Annotated in this window: 24 protein-coding genes; 15 read left to right on the top strand and 9 right to left on the bottom strand. The window is 63.2% G+C overall.

The genetic code is table 11. From position 1 onward, the window contains the following. Positions 1-66 precede the first annotated feature (66 nt). A complete protein-coding gene (locus B0G74_RS08395) occupies positions 67-951 on the top strand; it encodes a LysR substrate-binding domain-containing protein (protein ID WP_132374367.1) in 885 nt (294 codons plus the stop codon). Between the two features lie 61 nt (positions 952-1012). Here B0G74_RS08395 and B0G74_RS08390 read toward each other — a convergent pair whose 3' ends face one another. Further along, positions 1013-1759 (bottom strand): glucose 1-dehydrogenase, encoded by a 747-nt coding sequence (locus B0G74_RS08390; protein WP_132374366.1) that lies wholly within the window; start codon positions 1757-1759, stop codon positions 1013-1015. 308 nt (positions 1760-2067) lie between these two features. Beyond that, positions 2068-2982, bottom strand: coding sequence for a transcriptional regulator CynR (gene cynR / locus B0G74_RS08385; RefSeq protein ID WP_132374365.1), 915 nt, complete (start codon positions 2980-2982; stop codon positions 2068-2070). Positions 2983-3105: 123 nt separating this feature from the next. On the opposite strand from cynR, the gene B0G74_RS08380 reads away from it, so the two are divergent. Further along, positions 3106-3765, top strand: a complete 660-nt coding sequence (locus B0G74_RS08380) for a carbonic anhydrase (RefSeq protein WP_132374364.1) — start codon at positions 3106-3108, stop codon at positions 3763-3765. A gap of 27 nt (positions 3766-3792) precedes the next feature. Beyond that, positions 3793-4263 carry a cyanase gene (cynS, locus tag B0G74_RS08375; protein ID WP_132374363.1) on the top strand — a complete coding sequence of 157 codons (471 nt, stop codon included), beginning with the start codon at positions 3793-3795 and terminating at the stop codon, positions 4261-4263. 228 nt (positions 4264-4491) lie between these two features. Here cynS and B0G74_RS08370 read toward each other — a convergent pair whose 3' ends face one another. Beyond that, a complete protein-coding gene (locus B0G74_RS08370) occupies positions 4492-5661 on the bottom strand; it encodes an IS4 family transposase (protein ID WP_132374362.1) in 1170 nt (389 codons plus the stop codon). Between the two features lie 120 nt (positions 5662-5781). Continuing rightward, a complete protein-coding gene (locus B0G74_RS08365; RefSeq protein ID WP_243658145.1) occupies positions 5782-6543 on the bottom strand; it encodes a sulfite exporter TauE/SafE family protein in 762 nt (253 codons plus the stop codon). 150 nt (positions 6544-6693) lie between these two features. Here B0G74_RS08365 and B0G74_RS08360 point away from each other — a divergent pair, with 150 nt between their 5' ends. Both B0G74_RS08360 and B0G74_RS08355 read left to right on the top strand, forming a co-directional pair. Further along, positions 6694-7578 carry a LysR family transcriptional regulator gene (locus tag B0G74_RS08360; protein WP_132374361.1) on the top strand — a complete coding sequence of 295 codons (885 nt, stop codon included), beginning with the start codon at positions 6694-6696 and terminating at the stop codon, positions 7576-7578. A 162-nt stretch (positions 7579-7740) separates the two neighbouring features. Then, a complete protein-coding gene (locus tag B0G74_RS08355; RefSeq protein ID WP_132374360.1) occupies positions 7741-8718 on the top strand; it encodes a PDR/VanB family oxidoreductase in 978 nt (325 codons plus the stop codon). Between the two features lie 49 nt (positions 8719-8767). Here the strand turns inward: B0G74_RS08355 and catC are convergent, their stop codons facing one another. The 3 genes from catC to B0G74_RS08340 all read right to left on the bottom strand — a co-directional run bounded on the left by catC (position 8768) and on the right by B0G74_RS08340 (position 11320). Beyond that, a complete protein-coding gene (gene catC / locus B0G74_RS08350; RefSeq protein ID WP_012433151.1) occupies positions 8768-9058 on the bottom strand; it encodes a muconolactone Delta-isomerase in 291 nt (96 codons plus the stop codon). Between the two features lie 140 nt (positions 9059-9198). Beyond that, positions 9199-10107 (bottom strand): catechol 1,2-dioxygenase, encoded by a 909-nt coding sequence (gene catA, locus B0G74_RS08345; RefSeq protein ID WP_132374359.1) that lies wholly within the window; start codon positions 10105-10107, stop codon positions 9199-9201. A 55-nt stretch (positions 10108-10162) separates the two neighbouring features. Then, positions 10163-11320 (bottom strand): muconate/chloromuconate family cycloisomerase, encoded by a 1158-nt coding sequence (locus tag B0G74_RS08340; protein ID WP_132374358.1) that lies wholly within the window; start codon positions 11318-11320, stop codon positions 10163-10165. A gap of 103 nt (positions 11321-11423) precedes the next feature. On the opposite strand from B0G74_RS08340, the gene B0G74_RS08335 reads away from it, so the two are divergent. Then, positions 11424-12311, top strand: coding sequence for a LysR family transcriptional regulator (locus tag B0G74_RS08335; RefSeq protein WP_132374357.1), 888 nt, complete (start codon positions 11424-11426; stop codon positions 12309-12311). A gap of 13 nt (positions 12312-12324) precedes the next feature. Here the strand turns inward: B0G74_RS08335 and B0G74_RS08330 are convergent, their stop codons facing one another. Next, positions 12325-13245 (bottom strand): LysR family transcriptional regulator, encoded by a 921-nt coding sequence (locus B0G74_RS08330; protein WP_132374356.1) that lies wholly within the window; start codon positions 13243-13245, stop codon positions 12325-12327. A gap of 104 nt (positions 13246-13349) precedes the next feature. Here B0G74_RS08330 and B0G74_RS08325 point away from each other — a divergent pair, with 104 nt between their 5' ends. The 4 genes from B0G74_RS08325 to B0G74_RS08310 are packed head-to-tail and all read left to right on the top strand — an operon-like array spanning position 13350 to position 16901. Continuing rightward, positions 13350-14633 carry an aromatic ring-hydroxylating dioxygenase subunit alpha gene (locus tag B0G74_RS08325; RefSeq protein ID WP_132374355.1) on the top strand — a complete coding sequence of 428 codons (1284 nt, stop codon included), beginning with the start codon at positions 13350-13352 and terminating at the stop codon, positions 14631-14633. Continuing rightward, complete coding sequence (locus B0G74_RS08320; protein ID WP_132374354.1) at positions 14630-15130, top strand: aromatic-ring-hydroxylating dioxygenase subunit beta; 501 nt, start codon at positions 14630-14632, stop codon at positions 15128-15130. The genes B0G74_RS08325 and B0G74_RS08320 overlap by 4 nt, the downstream gene beginning before the upstream one ends. 31 nt (positions 15131-15161) lie before the next feature. After that, a complete protein-coding gene (locus B0G74_RS08315; protein ID WP_132374353.1) occupies positions 15162-15545 on the top strand; it encodes a tautomerase family protein in 384 nt (127 codons plus the stop codon). A 39-nt stretch (positions 15546-15584) separates the two neighbouring features. Next, a complete protein-coding gene (locus B0G74_RS08310) occupies positions 15585-16901 on the top strand; it encodes an MFS transporter (RefSeq protein WP_132374352.1) in 1317 nt (438 codons plus the stop codon). Positions 16902-16908: 7 nt separating this feature from the next. Here B0G74_RS08310 and B0G74_RS08305 read toward each other — a convergent pair whose 3' ends face one another. After that, the gene (locus B0G74_RS08305; RefSeq protein ID WP_132374351.1) at positions 16909-18405 is read right to left on the bottom strand and encodes an ATP-binding protein; all 1497 of its coding nucleotides are present in this window, start codon (positions 18403-18405) and stop codon (positions 16909-16911) included. Positions 18406-18644: 239 nt separating this feature from the next. Here B0G74_RS08305 and B0G74_RS08300 point away from each other — a divergent pair, with 239 nt between their 5' ends. The 5 genes from B0G74_RS08300 (at position 18645) to B0G74_RS08280 (ending at position 22719) form a co-directional block, all read left to right on the top strand. Then, positions 18645-19817: an acyl-CoA dehydrogenase family protein gene (locus tag B0G74_RS08300; protein ID WP_132374350.1), complete on the top strand. Its 1173-nt coding sequence runs from the start codon at positions 18645-18647 to the stop codon at positions 19815-19817. Between the two features lie 59 nt (positions 19818-19876). Continuing rightward, positions 19877-20254, top strand: coding sequence for a hypothetical protein (locus B0G74_RS08295; RefSeq protein WP_132374349.1), 378 nt, complete (start codon positions 19877-19879; stop codon positions 20252-20254). Positions 20255-20264: 10 nt separating this feature from the next. Then, positions 20265-20780: a nuclear transport factor 2 family protein gene (locus B0G74_RS08290; protein WP_132374348.1), complete on the top strand. Its 516-nt coding sequence runs from the start codon at positions 20265-20267 to the stop codon at positions 20778-20780. Further along, positions 20777-21901, top strand: a complete 1125-nt coding sequence (locus B0G74_RS08285; protein WP_132374347.1) for an amidase — start codon at positions 20777-20779, stop codon at positions 21899-21901. Before B0G74_RS08290 ends, B0G74_RS08285 begins: the two co-directional genes overlap by 4 nt. 74 nt (positions 21902-21975) lie before the next feature. Beyond that, positions 21976-22719, top strand: coding sequence for an SDR family oxidoreductase (locus B0G74_RS08280; protein ID WP_132374346.1), 744 nt, complete (start codon positions 21976-21978; stop codon positions 22717-22719).

Below are 22719 nucleotides of genomic sequence, written 5' to 3'. Positions count from 1 at the left end.
CGGCATCGGTAAAATCGATATAATCGATGCAGGTATTGCAATAACTTATAGCTCGGCGAGGCACACGTGCAATACGCGCAATTGCGGGCGTTTCATGCGGTCGCGGAACATGGCGGGTTTTCCAAAGCGGCGCAGGCGCTCTCGCTCACGCAGCCGGCCGTATCGGATCATGTGCGGCGGCTGGAGCAGGATTACGGCGTCAAACTGTTCGAACGCGGGCCGCGCGGCGTCGAGACCACCGAACTCGGTCTGCGCCTCTTCAGCGTGACGCGGCAGATGCTCAGTTGCGAGCGCGACGCGCGGCAACTGCTCGAATCGGCGGGCGGGCTCGAATCCGGCTCGCTGTCGCTGGCCGCGGACGCGCCCGATCTGGCGGTCGCGTTGATCAGCGCATTTCGCAAGCTGCATCCGGGCATCGTCGTGACGCTGTCCATCGCCAACGCCGCGGACTGCATGCAGCGCGTGCTCTCGAGCGCCGTCGACGCGGCCATTACCGCCGCGCCGCAAGTGCACAGCCGCCTGGAGGCCCGTGTGTTGCGGCGCGATCCCCTGGTCGCGATGGTGCCGGCGAGCTATCCGGTGGCGAAGAAGCGCAAGCTGAGCTACACCGAACTGGTGCAGCAGCCGATGATTTTCCGCGAGTCGCAATCCGTTACGCAGCAGTTGCTCGAGATCGAACTGGTGCGCGAATCGCTGCAGGTGGAACCGGTGATGTACGTGGACGGCCGCGAGGCGCTCGAAGAAGCGGTCGCGCAAGGCATGGGCGTGGGCGTGATCGCGCGCGCCGAATTCAACGAATCGCGGCGGATCAGAATGATTCCGCTACAGGACTGTCAGGTGCGGATGATCGAATCGCTGACGCGGCTCGCCGAGCGGCCGGGATCGCATCTGCTGGACGCGTTGTTCGCGGTGGAGTTGACCAAGCCTGCGCCTGCTACGCCGGCTGGATAAAACGAAAAGCCGCCCGGCAGGCGACGCCTGCGGGCGGCTTTCGTTCTTCGCGCCAATCCGCTTAACGCGATCCACCGCTCGCGATCAGGCTTTCGCCCGTCAGCCAGCGCGCGTCGTCGGAGGCGAGGAAGGCGACGACATCGGCGATATCGTCAGGCTGGCCGATACGGCCGAGCGGCGTCGTGCTGACGGCCCACGTTTCAAAGTCGGAACCGATGATGCCGCCGCTATGCGTGCCTTCGGTTGCAACCATGCCCGGATTCACCGAATTGACGCGGATCTTGCGCGGGCCGAGCTCGCGTGCAAGCACCCCCGTAATACCGTCGACGGCACCCTTGGTAGCGGTATAGACCGCGCTGCCCGGCGGCGTGATGCGGCTCACCACCGAACTGATATTGACGATGCTGCCGCCTTCGCCGAGATGCTTGACCGCTGCCTGCGTGGTCAGTAGCAGACCCAGCACGTTGACGTTGAAGTGCTTGTGGAAATGCTCTTCGGTGATCTCTTCGATCGGCGAGAATTCATACACGCCCGAGTTGTTGACGAGAATGTCGAGACGGCCATACGTTTCCACAGCCGTGTCGATGATGCCTTGCGCGTCCGCCGCTTTCGACACGTCGCCTGCAACGGCCACGGCCTTGCCACCGGCAGCGGTAATCGCTTCGACCACGCCGTCCGCGCCCGCCTTGCTCGACGAGTAGTTCACCACCACTGAAGCGCCTTGCGCCGCCAACGCCTTGGCGATCGCCGCGCCGATACCTTTCGATGCACCGGTTACGACAGCAACTTTACCTGTGAGTTTGCTCATGATCGATTCCTTTAAATGGGATTGGCGCCGACGCTGTCGCGAAGATTCGCGGGCTGCGGTGGAAATGCACTGGCGCTGACACTGGTGACAATGTAGGCACGTCGGCCGTAGGGATAAAGCGGCTGAAGGCGAATAGATACGTCGGTTGAGCCGAACAATCGGAAGACAGGTGACGCGGATAGCTCGAAGGCTCGATGCGAGTGGCGGCGTCACCCGCCAGCGCGAATGGGGGATCGCGAGTAAGCGCGCACATAAGACCGAACGGTGCTCTCCCCCTGTCAGTGTAGGCGGTTCAAACCGTCAGCGTTTCACAAAACAGCCTTTGCGCGCCGCCCACCTGTTTCAGGCGCACGCTCTTCGAGCGCGAGCTCAATGAAGGCCCGCGTTGCCGCGTTCCGATACGCGCCCTTGCGCAATAGCAGCGCAGCCGTACGCTGCGGCAGAGCCGGCTCCAACTGCACGAGAAACAGATCGCTATGCTCGCGCGCGATCGCGGCCGGCAGCAGCGTGGCGAGTGCACTGCGGCGCACGATCTGAACGACCGCGCCAATCGAGTTCACCTCCATCGCGATGCGCGGCGAAATGCCGTGCTGTCTGCAATATCGATCGATGTACTGACGCGTTGCGAACTCTTCGTTAAGCAGCACGAGTGCTTCGTTTTCAAATTGACTTAGCTTCAACGCGGAACGACGCTTCGAATACGGGTGCGCGTTGCCGACCACCATCGCCAGTGCCTCGACGAATAGCGTCTGCGTCTCGATGTCGGGTGTGTGCGTCTCGTCGAATGCGATGCCGATGTCGAGCGCATCTTCGTTCAGCAACGCCTCCATCCGGTCCTGCGGCATTTCGAGGATGTTCAGCGTGATGTTCGGATAGCGGCGGTTGTACTTCTCCAGAAGCGGGCCGATCAGGTAGGCGGTGAATGTCGGCGTCATCGCGAGACGCAGCGAACCGCGGCTCAACTCCTGTACGTCGTGAATCGCCCGCTTGCCCGCCTCCAGGTCCTGCAGCGCGCGCTGCGCGTAGTGCACATAGGCCGTGCCGGCGTCGGTCAGCTGGATCGTGCGGCCGGACCGGTCGAGCAATTGCACCCGCAACGTGTCTTCCAGTTGCCGGATCTGTTGCGACAGCGTCGGCTGCGACACGTGCAGCGCCTCGGCCGCGCGCGTGAAATTGCGGTGCTCGGCGACTGCAAGAAAATATCGGATGTGCCTGAGCAGCATGATGTCCTCTCGAACTATTGGTCTTCCCTATCGAGAGAATAATAAACCAGTCTTGGACGCTATAGTTTGATCGGCGCATTCTTCATCCATCGATTCCCAACCCACACCCCGATGGAGCGAACCATGCAAGACATCATCGACGGCTTCCTGAAGTTTCAGCGCGACGCCTTTCCGCAGCGCTCCGAGTTGTTCAGGAAGCTGGCCACGAGCCAGCACCCGAGTACCTTGTTCATTTCGTGCTCGGACAGCCGGCTGGTGCCGGAACTCGTTACGCAGCGCGAGCCCGGTGATCTGTTCGTGATCCGCAACGCGGGCAATATCGTGCCGTCGTACGGCCCGGAGCCGGGCGGCGTGACCGCCACGGTCGAGTACGCGGTCGCCGCGCTCGGCGTCACCGATGTGGTGATCTGCGGTCATTCCGACTGCGGCGCGATGACGGCCATCGCGACCTGCAAATGCATGGACCATATGCCTGCCGTGCGCAACTGGCTGCATTACGCGGATTCCGCGAAAATCGTCAACGAGGCGCGCGAGCACAAAAGCGAACGCGACCGGGTCGACTCGATGGTCCGTGAAAACGTGATCGCGCAACTCGCGAACATCAAGACCCATCCTTCCGTGCGGCTCGCCCTCGAACAGGGACATCTGGCGCTGCACGGCTGGGTGTACGACATCGAAACCGGCTCGATCGATACGCTCGACGGTTCGACGAACCGCTTCGTTTCTCTCGCGGAACATCCGCATGCATGTGCCACCCCGGCTCGACTCGACGTCGCGGCCTGACTTTACTTACCCTCGAGGAAATTCATCATGACGCAATCCCAATACAGCCAGGCCCCGCGTGAAGCCCTGACCGACGCGATCATCGACGCAAAGGTTCGCAAGAATCTGACGTTCGAGCAGATCAACGAAGGCACGGGTCTGAGTCTTGCATTCGTCACCGCCGCGTTGCTCGGCCAGCATCCGCTGCCGGCCAACGCCGCCAAGGTCGTGGCCGACAAACTCGAACTCGGCGAAGACGCGGTGCGTCTGCTGCAAACCATCCCGCTACGCGGCAGCATTCCGGGCGGCGTGCCGACCGATCCGACCATCTACCGATTCTACGAGATGGTGCAGATCTACGGTTCGACGCTGAAGGCGCTGGTTCACGAGCAGTTCGGCGACGGCATCATCAGCGCCATCAACTTCAAGCTCGACATCAAGAAAGTCGACGATCCGGAAGGCGGTCACCGTGCCGTCATCACGCTGGACGGCAAGTATCTGCCGACCAAACCGTTCTGAGGCGGGCGTGGAGCCGTTCTGGTGAAAACGGCTCCATGAATGGCACTGCCACCGCTTACGACGCAGTGAATTCAGCACTTACGCAGCAACATGATCTGCGCGGCCACGCTGGCCAGCACTGCCAGCGCGCCGAGCGTATCCAGAATAATGGGCCACACGATTTGCTCCTTCCACGTTCGCTTTCACTACTGCCTGATTAAACGAATGCGCGCGCCCAGTAGTGTCCGGTTAAATTTCGAACAAATTCAGTTGGTTACCGGATTGAGGCATTTCCGGGAGTGATGGATCGGGCCGCAAGGCGCTTGAAATCTCGGTTTTCTCGAATACGGAGACCGAAAGAATCTGTAGCAACGTATAGAGCGAGGCATCGAGTTGAAGCTCCTTTTTGACGATGGCGATCAACACGTAAGTGCAGACGGCGCACCAGATTTGCGTCTTCACCGCGTTCTCGCTTGTGCCGAGGAATCGCTTGATGCGCAGGTGCTGCTTGATCCACTTGAAGAACAGCTCGACCTGCCAGCGGTTCTTGTACAGCGCTGCAATGGTCAGCGGCGGCAGCGTCGTGTTGTTGGTCAGAAAAATCAGGTTCTTGCCCGATTCCGGGTCCTTGAAGCGGATGCGCCGCAAACGCTCGGGATAGTCCTGCGCGGCGTAAAAGCCGTTCAAGGCGATGCTCTGGTCGCAGATCAAGCCCGTGCTGCGGTCGGTGGCAGCCGAATAGACGCGACGCGCGTTCATGTTGCGTTTGGCTCGTGTGACGAAGAAAGCGCCCGCCTGATGCAGCTTGAACAGCCGCGCGAAGTCCAGATAGCCGCGATCCATGACGTAAAACGCGCCGGCTTCGATGGGCAGAAAATCGAGCACGCCCACCTCGTGCATCTTGCCGTCGCTGATGTGGATGAAGGCGGGGATCGCGCCGCGCAAATCCAGCAGCGTATGCATCTTGACCGCCGCCTTGGTCGTGCGAAACGGCGCCCACTCGAACAGGGACAGGCACAAATCTATGGTCGTGGCATCGAGCGCATAGACGGTCGCATCGAGATCGATGTCCAGCGGCTGGGTCGCGTAAAGCGCTCGGGCGCGGGTGATGAGGCGCATTGCCAGCGCGTGATAGATGCGCCAGTCGCGCAGATTCAACGCATCCGACAACGTCGAGCGTGCCGGGACGTTCTTCAATCCCATATGAAACAGCTTGCCCCGATTGGCAGACAGGCAGGCCTCGATGTCGCGCAGGGACTCGCGCCAGGTCAACTGCGCGAAGGCCATGATGCGGAACAAATCGGCACAGCCAAGCGTGCGGACCCCCGCGTCGCCGCGGTGTCGCTCGATGATGCGGCCAAACGTCTTCCACGGCACAAACTCCATGACTTGCGCAAACAGCGTCTTGCCCACGTTCATGCGTTACCCCAGGTCGCCCAAACCCGAAAGGATCGCAAATGCTGATTTCAAAATTCAAATCGTGGACACCCATGAAGCCCTCGAAAGCCCTGTCAACAGTCGCTCTCCCGCCTGTCGACCTCAAATAAACCGGACACTACTGGCGCGCGCCATCAATTGAATGCCCAGTCCGAGAAGGCAGATAAAGAACCAGCGCCTGAACGTTTGCGCGCTAATGCGTCCACGCACGCGCTGTCCGATCCACATGCCGAGCAGCGCCGGGACCACGGCGAAGAGCGATTCGCGCAGATCGCTGGCGGCAAACGCGTGCTCTCTGGTAAGTCCGATCGCCAGCGCGATGGTCGACACCGTGAACGACAAGCCGAGGGCCTGCACCAGATCCTCTTTCTTCAATGCCAGCCCCTGCAGATACGGTACTGCCGGCACGACAAACACGCCAGTGCCGCCGGTGACGACGCCCGTCACCGCGCCGATTGCCGGCGACAACCAGCGCTCGTGCCGCGCCGGCACTGAAAAGCGCCACGCCAGCAAACCGGCCACGGCGTAGAGCGTCAACGCGGCGCCGAGTCCGACCACGGCCCACTCGCCGCCCCCGCCCGCAATGAACGACGCGGCCGCGACCGTTCCGGCAACGATGCCCAGCATCATCGGCCACAAGCGTTTGAGGAGCGCCCGCACGCTCGGCCCCGCGAAAAGTTGCCAGAGGTTCGTCACGAACGACGGCAACAGCAGCATCGCGGCAGCCTGCGCCGGCAGCATCAGCGTGCCGAGCACACCCATGGCGACGGTCGGCAGTCCCATGCCGGTCACCCCCTTGACGAAGCCGGCGACCACGAAAGTCGCGGCGACCACGCCCGCACGCATTGCAAACGAAGAGATCATCGGAATGTTGTTATTAAAGTGATGTCGGCAATTTTCAATCGCCGCGAGGACGGCCACAATGCGTAAGATACTTACTGTGACTTAGGCTGGGGCTAAGGCTGTGACCACAGGCTGAGCCTCGCCCACAACCGAACAACAACCCGTTCCTCCATGCGCTTCGATCTCATCGACCTACGCCTGTTTCTGCATATCCTCGAAACCGGCAGCATCACTCACGGCGCCGCGCGCGCGAACATGTCGCTGCCGTCGGCGAGCGCGCGGCTGCGCGGCATGGAAGACGCGCTCGGCATGCCGCTGCTCGAACGCGGCCGACGCGGCGTCGAATCCACGCCGACGGGCGACACGCTCGCGCATCACGCGCGGCTCGTACTCGGGCAGATCGAAAGAATGCAAGGCGAACTGGGCGAGCATCAGGAAGGCCGCAAAGCCTGCATACGCCTGTGGACCAACACGGCGGCCATCACCGAGTTCCTGCCCTCCACGATCGGCCTCTTTCTGCGCGATCACCCCAATGTGCAGATCGACCTGAAGGAGCGTCAAAGCAGTGAAACAGTCAAGGCGGTGCTGAGCGGCGCGGCTGAAATCGGCATCATTTCCGATGCGGTCGAACATGGCGCGTTGCAGACCTTCCCCTTCGCCATCGACAAACTCGTGTTGATCACGAGCCGCGACGACGCGCTCGCCACCCGCCGCCGCACCACGCTCGCGGAAGTGGCGGACAGGGAGTTCATCGGACTGAGCGCGGACAGCGCGCTGCAGGCCTACCTCGGCGAGCGCGCGCTGCTGGCCGGACAGCCGCTCAGCTTCCGCACCCACGTGCGGACGTTCGACGCCATCTGCTGCATGGTCGAACAAGGCGCCGGCGTGGGAATCGTGCCGGCCACGGCGGCGAAGCGCTATCGCGGCACGTCCGGCATCCGCACGATCGAGCTGACCGATAGCTGGGCCGCGCGCCAGTTGCTGATCTGCATGCGCGACCTGAACGCAATGCCGCGACCGGAAAAGGCGTTGGTGCGGCATCTGGCCGGAATTTGAAGCTACGGTCTGGTGCGTCAGCGCCGCAGCATTATCAGTCTAATTTATCTGACTAACCATTTTTAATCGATTTGCCTGATTTAGCGCGGTTTCCTATCCTTGACGCACAACCGCATGCGGCTCGCTGCATGCGCCGTCCGCCTCTCTTTTGCCGGCAAGATCATGGAAAGAACCACCTTCAACGTGCGCGTCGATAGCGTTCGCGACGAAGCGCATGGCGTGCGCTCGTTCAGCGTCTCGCGCCTGGACGGGCAACCGTTCGATCACTACGAACCCGGCGCGCACATCGACGTCACCGGACCGTCCGGCGTCACGCGGCAGTATTCGTTGTGCGGCGACCCGGATCAGCGGGACGCGCATTTGTTCGCCGTGAAGCGCGAAGACACGTCACGCGGCGGCTCGCGCTCGCTGCATGAGGATGTCACGGTCGGCAGCGAATTGACCATCGGCGCGCCGCGCAATCTGTTCCAACTCGCGCCGGGCGCCGAAGAACATATTCTGATCGCCGCCGGCATTGGCGTCACGCCGCTCCTGAGCATGGCGTACCGTCTGCTCAAGCAGCAGCAGCGCTTCGTGTTGCACTATTTCGCGCGTAGCGCGGAGCACGCGGCGTTCTTGCCGCTGCTCTCACGCGCGCCGTTCAGCGATTATGTGAAGCTCCACTTCGGCGTCGCGCGCGAGCAACTCGATGCGGTGCTCGGCGATTGTTTTGTGAATGCGCGCGAAGGCACGCACGTTTATACCTGCGGGCCGGCGCCTTTCATGGAACGTGTGGTGGCGATTGGCGAAACGCATGTCGCGTCAGAAGCGATTCATCTCGAACGCTTTGCCGCTGAGCCGGCTTCAACCACGAACTCCGAATCGGTCACGCTCGATACCTTCGACGTGCAGATCGCGAGCAGCGGCGCGACCGTGCGCGTGGACAAGGACACGACCATCGTCGCGGCGCTGGCGTCGATCGGCATCGAAGTGGATACGTCGTGCGGTGAAGGCGTGTGCGGCACGTGCATGGTCGACGTGGTGAGTGGCACGCCCGAGCATCGTGACCATTGCCTGAGCAAAGCGGAACGCGCGAGCGGCAAGGTGATCTGCTGCTGCATTTCACGCGCTACGTCGCCGGTTCTGGTGCTGGATCTCTAAAGCATCAACAAGGTGCTGCGTTCGCAGCACCTTTCACAACCGCCTCGTCTTACCGGTCGTCGTCGCGAATCGACGACGCATGCCGGCACAGCGCGCGCACTTCGACATCCATATACGGAAACAGCGGCAACTGGCTCAGCACGTCATGCAGATGCGCGGGGCTCTCCACGTCGAACACGCTGATATTCGCGTAGCGGCCGGCAATGCGCCACAGATGCCGCCACACGCCCTCCTGTTGAAGCCTTTGCGACATCGCCTTCTCATCGGCCTTCAGGCGCGCGGCGCGTTCGGCATCCATATCGGCCGGCAGGTGGACGGTCATCTCAACGTGAAACAGCATGCTTGCTCTCCTCTCTGATCGGTAACAAAAAAGCCCTGGCGGCCCGGCCAATCGCGCCGCGCAACCAGGGCCGACAGATTCGTGCGATATGTCCGGGCGTTTTCTCTCAGGTGCCCGGTTTCAGCCCCGCGAAAGCGGCATCAGGCTTCAGCGCGCAGACGCTCCACTTCGGCGTCCGGCAGATTGTCGCGCTCCTTGAACAGCGTGAAGTCGAAATCGATCAGCGCGAAATTACCCTCCACGCCATACGGTTTGCCTTCGGCGCCTTCAGCCTGCTTGACCGCCGGCACGAGGCCGTCGCGCGTGGCGAAGGCGAAGTCGTCCCACAGATACGGATCGCCGTCGATGTTGATCTGCGTGGTCAGCTTGCGAAAACCCGGCGCGGAAACGAAGAAGTGAATATGCGCCGGACGATGCCCATGACGGCCGAGTTGATCGAGCAACAGTTGCGTCTGGCCTTGCGGCGGCACGCTATAGCCGACCGGCACGACGCTGCGGAAGCTGTATTTGCCTTCGGCGTCGGTACGGATCGAGCGGCGCAGATTGAAGGCCGGCTGCGATTTATCGAAGTACGAGTAGTTGCCGAGATGGTTCGCGTGCCACACTTCGACGAGCGCGTGAGCGAGCGGCTTGCCGTCTTCGCCCAGCACGCGGCCGCGCATGATCAGCGTCTGGCCCGGATCGGTGCCGTCGTCGAGGCGCGCATGCCCATCGGAGACCGGCGCGCCGGCCACATACAACGGGCCTTCGATCGTGCGCGGCGTGCCACCTTCAATGCCGGCCTTCGCCTCCGCTTCATCCAGACGCAGATCGAGAAAATGCTCGAAACCCAGACCCGCGGCCAGCAGACCGAGTTCGCCGCTCTTGCCGGCGTCGCCGAGATAGTTCAGCGCGGTCCAGAATTCGGCGGGCTGCACGTCGAGGTCTTCGATCGTATAGAACAGGTCCTGCACGATCCGGTTGACGATCTGCCTGGTGCGCGGATTGCCTTCGCTGGTGGCGCTGTCGTTGATTTTATTGAGCAGCGCGTCGATAGCTTGCTTGTTCATGGGGTATCTCCTTCGATTGATGTTCTGGATGGCTAACGGATGAGCCTTCAGTGCTTCAGTTCGTGGTGACGCTGGCGCCTTTGCGCGTATCGCGCCGCAGGCGCTCGATCTTGTCCCAGTCGAGCGTGATGCCAAGACCCGGACCTTGAGGCAGATGCAGCGCGAAATTCTCGTAGCGCAGCGGTTCGATGAGGATCTCTTCGGTCAGCAGCAAGGGGCCGAACAGTTCCGTGCCCCACTTCAACTCGCCGAAGGTGCTGAAGAGTTGCGCCGAGGCGATCGTGCCGACCGCGCCTTCGAGCATCGTGCCGCCGTACAGGTCGATATTCGCGGCCGACGCGATGACCGCCACGTGCGCGGCGCCCACGAGGCCGCCCGATTGCGCGATCTTCACGGCGAATACATCGGCGGCGCGCGCGCTGGCAACGGAGAACGCATCGGCCGGGCCGTGCAGTGCTTCGTCGGCCATGATCGGCACCTGAGCGAGGTCGGTCAGACGCTTGAGGCCCGCGCGATTCTCCGCCGCGATGGGCTGCTCGATCAGCGTCACGCCCGCATCGGCAAAACGCCGCGCGGCCCAGATCGCCTCCGATTCGCTCCACGCCTGGTTCACATCAACGCGTACTTCGCCGCGTCCTTCCAATGCTTTTCTGATCGCGACGACATGCGCCGCATCCTCGGCGACCGCACGCGTGCCGATCTTCAGCTTGAACACGCGATGGCGCTTCGTTTCATACACCTGCTCGGCTTCGTCGATATCGCGCTGCGTGTCCCCGCTCGCGAGCGTCCACGCCACCTCCACGGAATCGCGCACGCGGCCGCCGAACAACTCCGACAGCGGCACGCCGAGGCGTTGTGCCTGCGCATCGAACAAAGCCGTTTCCAGCGCGGATTTCGCAAAACGGTTGCCCTGAAACAGCTCGCGCAGTTTCGCCATCGCGGCGCCCGGACGCGTCGCGTCCAATCCTTTGAGCAACGGTGCGAAATAGGTGTCGATGTTGGCCTTGATACTTTCCGGGCTTTCCTCGCCATAAGCGAGGCCGCCGATCGTGGTGCCCTCGCCCACGCCGACCAAGCCGTCCGCGCAACGGATGCGCACCAGCACCAGTGTCTGGCAATTCATCGTTGCGACCGAGAGGCGATGCGGACGGATCGTCGGTACGTCGACGAGAATCGTCTCCACGCTCTCGATCTTCACGGGTGTTGCTATCATTCGTTGCCCTCCTGAACTGCTTGACCGGGAGCCCCAATAGTAGAAACAACCCGCGAAGCAGTCCAACACCGATTCCGACTACTTCCATACCGTAGGGGTATGCATGGAACTACGCCAACTCCGCTACTTCATCGCGGTCGCGGAAGAGATGAACATCACGCGGGCCGCCCATCGCCTGCATATGACCCAGCCGCCGCTCAGCCGCCAGATCCAGCAGATCGAGGAAAGCGTCGGGTTGGCGCTGTTCGAGCGCGGTTCGCGGCCGCTGCGACTGACCGAAGCCGGGCGGATTTTCTATACGCAGGCCAAGCGCCTCGTCGACGAAGCGGACGAACTCGCCCCGCTCACGCGGCGCCTCGCGCAACTGGCCGAGCGCGTCGTGATCGGCTTCGTGCCGTCGACGCTGTACGGCGCGCTGCCCGCCGTGATCCGCGCGTTTCGCGAGGCGGCGCCGCATATCGAACTGTCGCTGATCGAGATGTTCACGATCGAACAACTCGCGGCGCTCAAGGGCGGCCGTATCGACGTGGGCTTCGGCCGCCTGCGTTTTGACGATGCGCAACTCGCACGCGAAGTCCTTCTAGAGGAAAGAATGATTGCCGCGCTGCCGCAAGACCATCCGCTCGCCCGGCAGAAGAAGCCGCTAACGCTCGCAGCCCTCGCGCAGGAAACTCTGATCGTCTACCCGAGCACGCCGCGCCCGAGCTATGCCGACCAGCAGCTATCGGCCATGCACGACCATGCGCTGGAGCCGAAAGCGATCCACGAAGTGCGGGAATTGCAGACCGCTTTGGGTCTGGTGGCGGCGCAAGTGGGCGTGTGCCTCGTGCCGGAAAGCGTGGAAGGTCTGCGCGCGCACGGCGTGGTCTACCGGCCCATTCCGGCGGCCAATATCGCTTCGCCAATCATCATGAGCCGGCGTCAGCAGGATGAATCGCCGACCACCACACTGCTGTGTTCGATCGCACGGGACCTGTTCAAACGGGCCTGACGCGGCCCGGCAGTCACTTCTCGTCGAAGCGCCGCACGATATCCCCCATCAGGTTGCGCAGCCACACGTTGCCCTCGTCCTGATCGAAATGCTCGTGCCAGTGCATCGTAACCGCCGCGATCGGCAAGGTCACGGGCAACTCATAGATCTGAAAGCCGCCGTCGCGATTGAAAATATGCGCGAGACGCCGCGGCAGCGTGGCGAACAGATCCGTGACGGCCAGCACACTCGGCAAGGCCACGAAATGCGGTAGTTCCAGCGCAATATGACGCCCGACGCCTTGCGCGCGGAATTCGTCGTCGAGCGCATGGTGGCTGTGCTCGACCGAGCTGATCTGCACGTGCGACGCATCCAGAAACGCCTTCAGGCTCAGGTCCTTCGTGCGCGGCAGGCCGCGGCGCTTCCTCGTCATACACACGTACGTCTCTTCAAACAGCGCCTGATGCCGTGTACGCGCGGTCAACGTAGGCAGATTGCCGATGGCGAAATCGAGCCGGCTCGCGCGCAGTGCGTCTTCCATTTCCTCGACCGGCAACGGCTCGATGCGCAATCTCACACGCGGCGCCTGCCGGTGCAAAGCCTCGCAGATCGGCGGCAGATAGGCCAGTTCGCCCGCGTCCGAGAGCGATAGCCGGAACGTGCGCGTGCTCACCGCCGGGTCGAAATGCTCCGCGTAACGGAGCGCTTCGCGCACCGTATCGAGCGCGCGGGACACGATAGTGGACAGTTCCAGAGCGATCGGCGTGGGCTGCATGCCGGCCCGCGTGCGGATGAACAGCGGATCGTCGAACAGCGTGCGCAAACGCCCCAGCGAATAGCTGATGGCGGGTTGCGACAGCGCCAGCCGCTCGCCCGCGCGGGTGAGGCTGCGTTCTTCGACGATCGCCTGAAAAACGCGCAGCAAATTGAGGTCGACGTGGTCCAGCGAGTTCATTGAGATATCCATGCGGTTGATTTTATATTTCATTTTAGATCAATTTGACGCATATCAACGAGTCGGCGAGACTGCGCTTCATCGACCACCCCACCTACACAGCCATGAGCGAATCCTCATATCAGACCGTCGACACGAGCGCGTTATATCAGCGCGCGCAGTCCGATCGCGTGGCCCCGTCGCTGTACTACGACCCGGCCGTCTTCGAAGCGGAACTCGAGCGCATTTTCTACAAGACGTGGATCTGGGTCGCGCACGAAAGCGAGCTGCCGAATCCGGGCGACTTCCGCACCACCACGATTGGCCGTCAGCCGGTGATCGTGGTGCGCGACAAGAGCGGCGCCGTCAACGTCCTGCAGAACCGCTGCCGTCACCGCGGCGCGACCGTCTGCGAACAGCACAAGGGCAACGCCAAAGGCTTCACGTGCCCATATCACAGTTGGACCTATGGCCTCGACGGCGCATTGCGCGCGTTGCCATACGGCGACGGTTACGAAGGCGTGGTCGACAAGACCGAACTGCCGCTCGCCAGTCTGCGCGTGGGCATCTATCAAGGCCTGATCTTCGCGAGCTTCAATCAGGACATCGAGCCGCTCGAAGATTTCCTCGGCGGCGCCAAGCCCTGGATCGATCTGTTCATGAAGCAAGGCGCGGGCTATCCGATCAAGGCTAACGGCGAGCATCGCTTCCGCTTCAACGGCAACTGGAAGATCCAGCTCGAGAACACCACCGACCTGTATCACTTCCCGGTAGTCCACAAGTCCTGGATGAAGTCGATCGACGACGAAACCGCCGCCGCGATCACGAGCTTCATGACGAGCGACGAAGCCTTCTGCCGCTCGCTCGGCAACGGCCACAGCCTCGCCGTGCTGGTGCCGGAGATCGTCGATCTCGACAAGGACGACGGCGCGCCAATTCCCGAACGCTTCGAAGAACTCGCCGCCTCGCTCGCGAAGGACCACACGCCGGAAGAAGTGCGCCGCATCGTACGCTCTCTGATGGGCGTCGGCTTCAATCTGAACCTGTTTCCAAACCTCGCGCTGTCGATGGCCTTTTTCCGCGTGCTGCGGCCTATTTCAGCGAACGAGACCGAGATCCGCCACGTCGCGCTCGCCATGGACGGCGGCCCCGAGGAAGCGAACCGCGTGCGTCTGCGCATTCACGAACACTTCCAGGGCCCGTTCGGTTTCGGCAGCCCCGATGACGCCGAAGCGTGGGAGCGCGTGCAGCGCGGCTCGCAGGCGGGCCCCGATCTGCCGATTCTCGTGAACCGCGGCTTGAATCGCGAGAGCACAGCGCCAAACGGTGAAAAAACCGCCCACGCCACCGACGAAACCGGCATGCGCGAAGCGTACGCGCAATGGCGCACGATGATGGAGCAAGCATGATGGACGACAGAAATACGCTGTTTTCGCAGAAGACATTTGCCGGTGCGATCGAACTGATCTGGCGCGAAGCCGAACTGCTGGATCGCAAGGACTATCGCGAGTGGCTCACGCTGTGGGACCCGGCGGGCTTCTACGTGGTGCCGATCGATCACGACACCACCGACTTCGCCGCCACGCTGAACTACGCATACGACGATCAGGACATGCGCGAAAAACGCGTGCAACGCATGACGTCCGGCTATTCGGCCTCGGCGAGCGACGCCGCCCGCACGGTGCGCACCGTGTCGCGATTCACACTCACGAGCGACGCCAGCGATGAGGTCACGGTGAATTCGGCGCAAGTCATCGTTGCCTATAAACGCGGCAAGTCGACGCTGTTCGCCGCGGACCTCACGCATCGCATCAGTTTCGCGAGCGGCGAGCCGCGCATCGTGCAGAAGGTGATCCGGCTGATCGATTCGACCGAAGCGTTGAGCGCGATCGGCTTCCTGCTCTGATCTCCTGGCCTTTGAAACTACGAGCGCAGCGATGCCCACATTAGAAGTTTTTTTGCCGGAAGGTTACGAAGTGGCGCGCAAGGCGCAGTTGATCGCGGGTCTCACGCAGGCTACGGTCACTGCAATCGGCGCACCCGCCGAATCGGTGCGGATTCTGCTGAGTGAATTGCCGCCGCACGATTTCGGCTTGGGTGGCGCGAGCAATGCGAACACTCGGGCACCGCTTCTCACCATCGTGGCGATCCTCATCGCCGGCCGCACGCCCGCGCAAAAAGAAGCCTTGATCGCCGCGCTCAGCAAAACCGGCGCGGACGTGCTCGACACGCCGCTCGCCGCCGCCCGCGTGATGATCAAGGACATTCCGAATACCGATTTCGGCATTGGTGGCCAGACCGCGAAATCACTCGGACGTTAACGCCTTCCCCATTAACCACCGCGAACAGCGAGCACGACGATGCAAAACGACACGTTTTCTCCCACGGCCGGAGCGCCTCCTGCATCCGCGGCACCGGCCACCTCGCGAACATTGCGGCGGATCATCGTCGCCTCCGTGCTCGGCAACGCGCTAGAGTGGTACGACTTTTTTCTATACGGCACCGCCGCCGCACTGATCTTCGGACCGCTGTTCTTCCCGGTGCATGGCGACCCGCTGCTGGGCACGCTCGCCGCATTCGCGGGCTTTGCAATCGGTTTCCTCGCGCGCCCGCTGGGCGGCATCGTATTCGGCCATATCGGCGACCGGCACGGCCGCAAACGCGCGCTCGTCATCACGCTGATGATGATGGGCGTGGCGACCTTCGGCATCGGCCTGTTGCCCACATTCTCGCAAGTCGGCTTTCTCGCGCCTGCCGCGCTCGTGTGTCTGCGGGTCGTGCAAGGCATCGCATCCGGCGGCGAATGGGGCGGCGGCGTGCTGCTGATCAGCGAGAGCGCGCCGGCCAATCGTCGCGGCTACTATGCGGCGTTCAGCCAGTTGGGCGTGGCGGGTGGCTTCGTGTTGTCGGCGGCCGCGTTCTATCTGGTGCAGCGCTTGCCGGTCGAAAGCTTCATGTCGTGGGGCTGGCGCGTGCCGTTTCTTGCCAGCGTGCTGATCTTCGGCGTCGGCGTGTACATTCGCCGGCGCTTGCCGGAAAGCCGTGACTTCACGGCCGCCAAACCGAAGCATATGCCGGTGCTGACGGTGCTGCGCAATCATCCGAAGCAGGTCTTGCAGGCGATGGGGCTGCGCGTCGCCGAAAACGGCGGGACGTATATCTTTCTTTCGTTCGTGCTGGTGTACGGCAAGACGATCGGCGTGCCGGTCTCGGTGATGCTCGGCGGCGTGATGTTCGCCATGCTGCTCGAACTCGTGACCATCGTGTTGTGGGGGCGTCTGTCGGATGTGATCGGGCGGCGGCCGGTGTATATGATCGGCGCGCTCGGCCTGGTGGTGATCGCGTTTCCCGCGTTCTGGCTGATCGACACGCATCAGCCGATGCTCGTGTTCCTGTCGCTCGTGCTCGGACTGCCGTTCTGCCACGCGGCGATGATCGGCACGCAACCCGCATTGATGGGCGAACTGTTTCCCACGGAAGTGCGTTATTCGGGCATGGCACTCGGTCACGAAATCGCTTCGGTCTTTTCCGGCGGACTCGCGCCGCTCGTCGCCACCGCGTTGTATGCGAAAGTGCGCGCGCCGTGGCCGGTCGCGCTGATGCTGATCGGCTTCGGCGTGATCACCGCGCTCACGCTCGTGACGATTCCCCGCAACACCAGCACCACGCATGATTGAGCTGCGATCAGCCGGGCGGCGCGGCGACGAGAGGAAGCGAGAAGCTGCATTCGAGCCCGCCTTGCTGCGCCGGTTTCGCCCAGATCTCGCCGCCGTGCCGCGTGACGATGTTCTTGCACAGCGAAAGCCCGATGCCATTTCCGCCCGCTTTCGACGAAGAGAAGCCGTCGAAGAGCCGGCCGTGTGCATCGGCGGGAACGCCTGGGCCGTTATCGATCACCTGGGCGATCGCGTACTTGCCGCGCAGGTGCGTGACGAGGCGAAGCTCCCGACGCCGCGCTGCCGCGCCTTCGTTGACCCCTTCTCCAAGCGCTTCGATCGCGTTGAAGGCCAGATTCAACACCACCTGCCCGATCAACACGCGCTCGACATAGACAGGCAGCGGCTCCGGCGCCTGCTCGATCTTGAGCGTCACACTCGCCTCGCGAGCACGCAGTTCGATGAAGTACGCCACATCCGCAAGCACCTCGCGCAGGTCCGCATGAGTCTCGCTCGGCTCGCGCTTGACGATGTAATCGCGCACGCTCTTGATAATCAACGCCGCATGTTCCGCCTGACGATCGGCGCTGCGCAGGCCCCACACGGCGTCGTCGATCGAAGCGGGTTGCGCGAGCCGCCGGATCGCGCCTTCGATAAAGTTGCGCACGGCAGCAAGCGGCTGGCTCAGTTCATGGGCGATCGCTGTCGCCATTTCCCCCATCGCGTTGTAACGCCCCGCATATTCGAGCAAACGCGCTTCGTTGCGCCGCGCTTCTTCGACGGCGACTTCGTCCGTCACGTCGCGAAAGTGCAGCAGCCGCCCATTCAGGTCGTTTTCGATCTCGATACGCCGGCACGTAATGCGCAGCCAGCCCGCCGTACCGTCGCGACGCGTGATGCGGTAACGCTGCGGCGCCGACGGTTGAATCCGCGGTGCGTCGGCAAGCTGGTCGAGCAGACGCCTGCGGTCTGGCTCACTGCAATAGTCGAGCACGTCCCCCATCGGCGCGCCCTCTTCCAGGCCGAGCACGCGCCGGCCGGACTCGCTGACGAACTCCACTTCGCCCGTGGGCGTCAGCACCGCGACGCCTTCGCCGAGATCCTGCATGAATTCGCGCAGCCGCGATTCGTAGCGGCGCAGCGTTTGCTTGAGTGTGTCTTCGGCGCTGATATCGCGGAACTGCACCATCACCACCGCGCGCTCACGCAGTGGCACGTAAGTGGCGATCGCTTCGGACAACATGTCGGCACCGGTGCGCGAGCGGTAACACCACTCGTACACCTGCGGGCCTTCGGTGATCGAACGATCCATCGCGCCGACGCCGATCTCGCGGCGGTACTTCGGCACCGGACGCGTCATGTCCTTCGCCTTGAGCGGCAACAATTCGGCGAGCGTAAAGCCGAGCGCCTCGCAGGCCGCGCGATTGGCCCACACGATCGCCTTGGTGTCGGCGTCGTGCAGCAGCACGCACAGCGTGAGCGCGTCGAGCAGGCGGTGGAAGTCTTCTTCGGCGGGGAAATTCATCGGGTGGTACGGCACACAGGTTCGATCACGTATGGGCAGAAACATAACACCAGTGCGCGCATTGCGCGTCTGAAGATTTCTTTAGATGAACCCGGAGCGTTACCTAAAACTGAGGCCCGCGTCCCAATTGAAGCGTTCTTTTTGCATTTCTAGACTGGTCTGAACCTGCACGGCGCGTCATGTCGAGCACCAACGCGCCGCGAGTTCGAGCCAATAACGAATCAAGGAGAAACCCCATCATGTCCGACACCGCCACCGCCGTTGCTGCCGATCAATCGAGCCCATCGAATGCCGCCCGTTTGACGCTCGACGAAGTGATCGCCGAGATCGCCGCGCGCCGCGACGAGTTCGACCGTCTCTCGCATGTGCCGCGCGACGTGATCGCCAAGCTCAAGCGCGCGGGCGTCTATCGCGCTGCCACGCCGCGACGTTTCGGCGGCGACGCGCTCGCGCCCGCCGCGTTTCTCGACATGATCGAGCGCATCGCGGTAGCGGATGGCTCAGCGGCGTGGGTCGCGAGCTTCGGCTCGGCCAATGTCTACCTGGCGGCGCTACCGCTGCACACCCAGGCGGAAATCTACGCCGACGGCCCCGATCAGGTGTTCGCGGGCGGTCTCTTTCCGGTGCAACCGGCGCAGCCCGCGGAAGGCGGCTGGCGTGTGAACGGCACGTGGAAGTTCGCGAGCGGCTGCAAAGGCGCGGACTGGCTCGGCGTGGGCATCGGCGCCGGCGCCCCTTGCACCGGCGGCAAACCGCGTACGGCCGTGTTCCGTCCGCATCAGGTGGAGATCGTCGAAAACTGGGACGTGGTCGGGATGCAGGGCACCGGCAGCCACGATCTGCGCGTCTCCGACCAGTTCGTCGCCGACGATTGGACCTTCGTACGCGGCGGCGAACCCTGCGTGGACGAGCCGCTGTATCGCTACCCGACTATCGCCTACGCCGCGCAAGTGCTCGCCGTGGTCAACCTCGGCCTCGCGCGCGCCGCGCTCGACGTCGCCAACCACATGGCCGGCGGTCGCAAGACCACGACCGGCGCGCCGCAACTCGCCGACCGCGCTTACTACCGCATCGAACTCGCGAAAGCGGAGGCACAACTGCGCTCGGCTCGTGCATTTTTCTACGACACGACCAATGAAGTGTGGCAATCGATCCTCGCCGGCAATCCCGTCACCGCCGACCAGGTGAGCCTGCTGCGCCTCTCGGCGACGCAGATCGCCCGCGAAGGCGCCGATGTCGTGCAGCGCGCTTACCGGCTCGGCGGCACGATGGCGATTTATCGCTCGCATCCGTTGCAGCGCCTGTTGCGCGACTCGATGGTCGTAACGCAGCACGCGTTTCTCGGCGAAGGCAACTACGACGGCGCCGGCGCGGTGTTCGTGGGCGTGCCGCCGATTCCGGGCTACCTGTAAGCCATTTTCTGATCGATCACAATCCACAACATAACTGCGATTGCAAGGAACAACACCTCATGTCCGATACTTCAACGCTGCCGCTGCGTGTTCTGTTCTGCTGCGGCGTCACGCAGAATTTCTTCGACTTGCCGCGCGAACAGATCGGCGAAGTCTGGCAGGCTTACGGCAAGATGCTGGCCGCGATCGAAGCGATGGAAGGCGTCAAGGTGCTCGGCATCATGGACGACGACCGCCTCACGGTAGGCCATGCCGACAACTCGCCTTGGACCTTCTATATCATGGCCGACGTGCGCGATTTCGACACCACCGTAGCCGTGTGCAATCTGTATCGCACCACGCCGGTGGGCGAGTACAACCTGTGGCGCTATGGCAAGATCGAAGCGCGTGTCGGACGTGCGCTGCAAGTGCCGCCGCAACATGCCAACGCCGCTTGAGCGTGCCGCAATGAAGGCGAACCAGGATACGCTTGCCATATTGACCGAACGGCTCGCCGCGCTCGAAGCCGAATCGGCCGTGCGCCGCACGATGGCGCGCTATATGGCGCTATGCGACGTGCCGTCCGGCGCGCTCGAAGACGAGACGCTCGCGGCGCTGTTCTCCACCGACGCGATCTGGGAAGGCATCGGCCCACAGTACGCGAACAAGTTCGGCCGCCTGACGGGCCACGCTGAAATTCTCGCGATGCTCACGCGCTACCTGCCGCCCTCGCCGCATTTCTCGGTGAACGTGCACTTCCTCACGTCGGAAACTATCGACGTGCAAGGCGCGAGCGCGAAAGGCCGCTGGATCATGCTGCAAGCGTCTGGCTATGTCGATGCGCAAGCCGAACTGATCTCGGCGCGCCTGGAAGTGGATTTCGCGCCTGCCGGCAACGGCCGCGACTGGCTCATCACGCACTTTCGCACGGAGCGCCTGTTCGACGCGCCGTGGCAAGTCAATGCAAGGAAACCGCACCCATGAACGAGTTTATCCAGACGCTGTCGTTAGGCGGCACCGGCCCGAGCATCGCGATCAAGGACACGATCGACATCGCCGGTTACGCCACCATCGCCGCGAGCCGCGCACTGGCCGACACGCCGCCCGCGCAAAAGCATGCCGAAGTCGTCGAACGATTGCTCGCGGCCGGCTGGCACATCGTCGGCAAAGCGAACATGCATGAGCTGGCGTTCGGCATGACCGGCATCAACGACTACACCGGCACGCCGCAGAATCCGCAGGACGCGGCGCGCATTCCGGGCGGATCGTCGAGCGGATCGGCGGCGGCAGTCGGACTGAAGCTCGCCGACGCCGCGCTCGGCACCGACACCGGCGGCTCGATTCGCGGCCCCGCCGCATGTTGCGGCGTGATCGGTTTGAAGCCCACCTTCGGGCGCGTGTCGCGACTCGGCGTGGCGCCGCGAGAGTCCACGCTCGATTGCGTTGGACCGTTTGCACGTGACATGCGCATGCTCGTTGCCGCGATGCAGGCCATCGCCGCTAACTTCGATGCGAACGCCGCGCACGCGTGGCAAGGCGCGTGCAAAGTCGGCATCGTGCAGGCCGACGCCGCGCCCGAGATCCTCGAAGCTGTGACACGCGCCGCCGATCAAGCCGGCTGCACCGCGCACGCGCTGCCGCTCGCCGGCCTCGCCGCCGCGTTCGACGCGGGCGTCGCGGTCATCAATGTCGAGACTTCGCGCGCGTTCGGTCATCTGGTCGCCAGTGGCAAGCTCGGCGCGGATCTCGACGCGCGCCTGCGCGCCGCGGCCAACACCACCGCCGCGCAACTCGATGCGGCCGAACAGGTGCGCCGCGACTTCACCGCGGAAGTCGATCACGCTTTAAGCAATGTCGACGTGCTGATTCTCCCCACGCTGCCCGCCCTGCCGATCACACTCGACGAAGCACGCGGCGGCAAGTCGGTGATCGCGATGTCGTCGCTGATCCGGCCGTTCAATCTGAGTGGCCATCCCGCATTGAGTTTGCCGCTGCCGATCGGCGGTTCGCCGCTCAAGGCAGGTCTGCAGATCGTCGGACGCAAGGGTCAGGACGAGCAGGTGTGCGCGATCGCGGCGCGTTTCGAGGCCGCCCTCGCCGCTTGAATCGCTTGAGCCATGCCTCGGGCCGTTCGAACGGCGGCCGATTTCTCGAAGTGAAGCGAAGTGGAGTGGATGCAATGCAGAAAAGAGTCGTTCTAGTCACCGGCGCGGCGCGCGGCCTGGGTGCCGCGATCGCGACGCGCTTTCATGCGGCGGGTTACGCGGTCGCCATCGGCGATATCGCGTTCGATGCCGCGCAAGCTCTCGCGCGCGATCTGAGCGCCGACGGTTCCATGGCTTTCGCGCTGAATCTCGACGTGACCGCGAAAGCCGCGTTCATCGCAGCGCGCGACGCGATCCTGCAGCGCTGGGGCCGCGTCGACGCGTTGGTCAACAACGCAGGCGCCTCGAAAGTCGTGTCCGTGATGGACATTACCGCGGAACAATTCGATCAGGTGATCAACGTGAACTTGCGCAGCGTGCTGTTCGGCTGTCAGGTGTTCGGCCAGCATTTCGCCGACGCGGGCACGGGCCGTATCGTCAACATCGCGTCGCTCGCGGGACAGAACGGTGGCTCGGCAACCGGCGCGCATTATGCGGCCGCGAAAGGCGGTGTGATCACGCTCACCAAGGTCTTCGCGCGCGATCTCGGCGCTGCGGGCGTGACCGTCAACGCCATTTCGCCTGGACCGATGGATCTGCCGATCGTGCATGAAAGCGTGGCCCCCGACAAACTGAAGGCAGTGATCGCGAACATTCCAGCCGGACGTCTAGGCTCAGCGGACTATGTCGCCGACGTAGCCGTGATGCTCGCCGCGGAAAATGCTTACTTCGCGAACGGCGCGTGCTGGGATGTGAACGGCGGCCTGTTCATGCGCTAA

It is taken from the genome of Paraburkholderia sp. BL9I2N2, assembly GCF_004339745.1.
Lineage (GTDB): Bacteria > Pseudomonadota > Gammaproteobacteria > Burkholderiales > Burkholderiaceae > Paraburkholderia.
This window is presented reverse-complemented; position numbering and strand designations above follow the sequence as displayed.